At 31.2% G+C, this 3,320-nt stretch carries 4 protein-coding genes; all 4 read left to right on the forward strand.

The window, feature by feature from the left end:
- Window positions 1–660, forward strand: a 660-nt coding sequence (locus tag SPD90_RS04615; RefSeq protein ID WP_320924452.1) for a DUF362 domain-containing protein, incomplete at its 5' end; no start/stop codon positions are given.
- 93 nt (window positions 661–753) lie between these two features.
- On the forward strand, window positions 754–2,022 hold the full coding sequence (locus SPD90_RS04620; RefSeq protein WP_320627121.1) for a dihydroorotase: 1,269 nt from the start codon (window positions 754–756) through the stop codon (window positions 2,020–2,022).
- A 110-nt stretch (window positions 2,023–2,132) separates the two neighbouring features.
- Window positions 2,133–2,681 carry a hypothetical protein gene (locus SPD90_RS04625; RefSeq protein ID WP_320627122.1) on the forward strand — a complete coding sequence of 183 codons (549 nt, stop codon included), beginning with the start codon at window positions 2,133–2,135 and terminating at the stop codon, window positions 2,679–2,681.
- Between the two features lie 76 nt (window positions 2,682–2,757).
- Window positions 2,758–3,090, forward strand: coding sequence for a hypothetical protein (locus SPD90_RS04630; protein WP_320924453.1), 333 nt, complete (start codon window positions 2,758–2,760; stop codon window positions 3,088–3,090).
- Window positions 3,091–3,320 lie beyond the last annotated feature (230 nt).

The following is a 3,320-nucleotide window of genomic DNA, read 5'->3' on the forward strand; positions in this document are numbered from 1 at the left end:
AAAAATTTATACGGAGTTATAGTAGGGATTCAAAAGGCGGAAATCCACCATAGATTTAAAAAAGAGGAGGAGTTTTGTGAAAATGTATTATTAGATATATGTCAGTATATAAATCCTTCGCTTACAATAATGGACGGTATATACGCTATGGAGGGAGAAGGTCCTACAGCAGGGGATGTGAGAAAAGCAAATGTACTTCTAGCTTCTGATAGTCCATATGCACTAGATATAGCTGGATGCAAGCTAATTAATTTAGATCCAAATAAAGTCGGGACAGTCAGAGGATCAATAAACAGAAATTTAATAAAAAAGGATTTTTCAGATATAGAGTTTATAGGAGATGATATCGATAGCTTAGTTTTAAAGGATTTTAAAATACCAGTTACGAGTTCTGATTTTAGGCTTTTATCGCTGAAATTTCCAAAGCCTATTGGAGATATAATAGATAAAATAATAACTCCAAAGCCAGTGGTAAAGGAAAATGAATGTATAAAATGCGGAAAATGTAGAGAAGTCTGTCCCGCTAAGGTCATAAAAATGACAAAAGAAGGTCCAAAGATAGATTTAAAAAACTGCATTAGATGCTACTGCTGTCATGAATTATGTCCTCAAAAGGCTATTTATATAAAGCAAAATATATTTTTTAAATTGATAAAATAAATGAAATAATTTATAAAATAATGTAAAATATTATATAAAAATATATAAAACTGTAGAAAGGAGTATTTAGTAGATAAACTACTAAAGCAGATTATGATTTTAATAAAAAATGGAAGATTAATAGACCCACTTTCTAAGAGAGATGAGATAGTAGATATAGCTATTGAAAATGACAAAGTAAAACAAATAGCTAAAAATATAAAGGAAGAAGGCTTCGATGAAATAATAGATGCATCAGGATGTGTAGTATCTCCAGGTCTTATAGACATACACGTACACTTTAGAGATCCAGGACTTACTTACAAAGAAGATATAATAACAGGTGCGAAGGCTGCTGCAAAGGGTGGATTTACAACTGTAGTATGTATGGCAAATACAAAACCCGTAGTAGACAATGTAGAAACTCTAAAATACGTATTAGACAAGGCAAAGGAAGCAGATATAAACGTGCTTCAAGCGTCTACAGTCACAAAAGGGCTTAAAGGAAAAGAACTTGTAAATTTTGAGGAAATGCTACAAAATGGAGCTATAGGATTTACTGATGACGGTATCCCTATAAAACACACTACTGTACTTTACGAGGCTATGAAAAAGGCTAAAGAATTAGACGTGCCTATAAGCTTACACGAAGAAAATCCATCATTCATAACAAAGGCTGGCGTAAACGACGGTAAGGTATCAAAGGCTCTAGGTCTAGAAGGAGGAGCAACTGCTTTAGCTGAAAATGTAATGGTATCAAGAGACGTAATGATAGCGCTAGAAACAGGTGCTAAAGTCAACATTCAGCATATAAGCTCAAAGACTGCTGTCGATACTGTTAGATTTGCTAAATCTCTAGGAGCAAATGTATTTGCAGAGGCGAGTCCACATCACTTTACATTGACTGAGGATGCAGTTTTAAAACACGGATCACTTGCGAAGATGAATCCACCACTTAGAACAGAACAAGATAGATTAGCTATAATACAAGGTCTTAAAGACGATACTATAGAGATAATAGCTACTGACCACGCACCACATTCTGAAGAGGAAAAACAAAAAGAGCTTACACTATGTCCAAGCGGTATAACAGGACTTGAAACATCTCTAGGTCTTGGCGTAACTAACCTAGTTAAAAAAGGTCACCTAGATTTAATGCACTTATTAGAAAAGATGACTATAAATCCTGCCAAGCTATATAAGATAGACAGAGGATTTATAAAAGAAGGAGCTATTGCCGATATAGTAATATTCAATGAAGATGAAAAATGGGAAGTAAAGGACTTTGCATCTAAATCAAAAAATACACCATTTATAGGCGAAGTTTTAGATGGAAAAATAAAATACACAATAAGCGAAGGTAAAGTAGTTTATAGAGGATAAAGAAGGAAAAGTATGCTATAATTTACTTATCAGATATTATCTAAATGTTATTGTAGATTTACAGATATTATCTGAATATTGTTATATACTTATATATTGGGGGAAATTAGATGGAACATAAACATGAAGAAGGAAAATTTAATTTTGAGTTTGAGGAAAATACATCTCTTGAAGACAAAATAAGAATTATTGTCAGAGAACAAATAATAAAACCTTATTCACAAAAAGCAAGTAAAGAAGCAGAGGTATATATATACTACACAGAAGCAGAACAAAGAGTAGTACCGTTAGAAAAAGAAATGGCTTATAGAATACTTAGTACTTGGAAGCTAGATTTATACGATGTAGATTTTGATGAAATCGTCGATTCTTTAATTTTCATTCCAGAAGGACGTTTTATGGATTACCTTTTCCATACTAAGATTTTAAGATTATTACCAGCAGGAGTTACTATACATTCAGTAGGTATTAGTCCTACTCTTGCAGAAAGACTTACATTAGCTATGGGACATGCTATTTCAGAAATGAGCTGTACTTATTTTACATCACTTAGAAAAGGCGAAAAGGTAGAAGCTAAGGATGTATATAAATACCAAACTTTCATAGATTTGATGGATGATTATTTAGTAGAATACAATAAGCATCTTGTTAAGTGGTAGTATATGTGACGTTTTTTGAATGAAATTTCTTATTTTAATATATAAAAGCTAAAGTTGATTTTAGGGGGGCTAGATTATGGCTAGAGGTAAAAAATACCATGTTTTCATGGAGCATGTGACAATTGACAATATGACATTGATGAAGTACAGAAAAATTCTAGATGATTACATAAAAAAACACGATTTGTGGGATGTAAACACTAGAGAATGTTGGCTATTCGATTTAATAGATTTTAAATTACAAGGCAATGCAGGTCTTTGTTATAGAAGTATACGTATGCTTGAAATGCACTGGGGATTTGACAGTGACAATGACGATATAGATTTTTATATAATAAGACATATGCAACAACTTCAAAAGAAGATATTAGAAGAAGAAATGGCTGAAAAAGAAGCTGAAAATAAATAAACTTAATAAAAAGGGAATAAAAACTATTGGATAATAAAGATTTTATTGTCTAATAGTTTTTTTATATATGAAATAGTTGATGCACTTAAATTTATGGATAAAGGGGTATATAACAGCTAATATAAATCTATAAAAATCCATAAAACCATAGTATATTTTTATGGATTATATATAATGATATTGAAGTAATAAATAAATGAAATATTAGTCAATATTATAATTTGCAAATA

The sequence above is a fragment of the Intestinibacter sp. genome, assembly GCF_034113885.1.
Taxonomy (GTDB): domain Bacteria; phylum Bacillota; class Clostridia; order Peptostreptococcales; family Peptostreptococcaceae; genus Intestinibacter.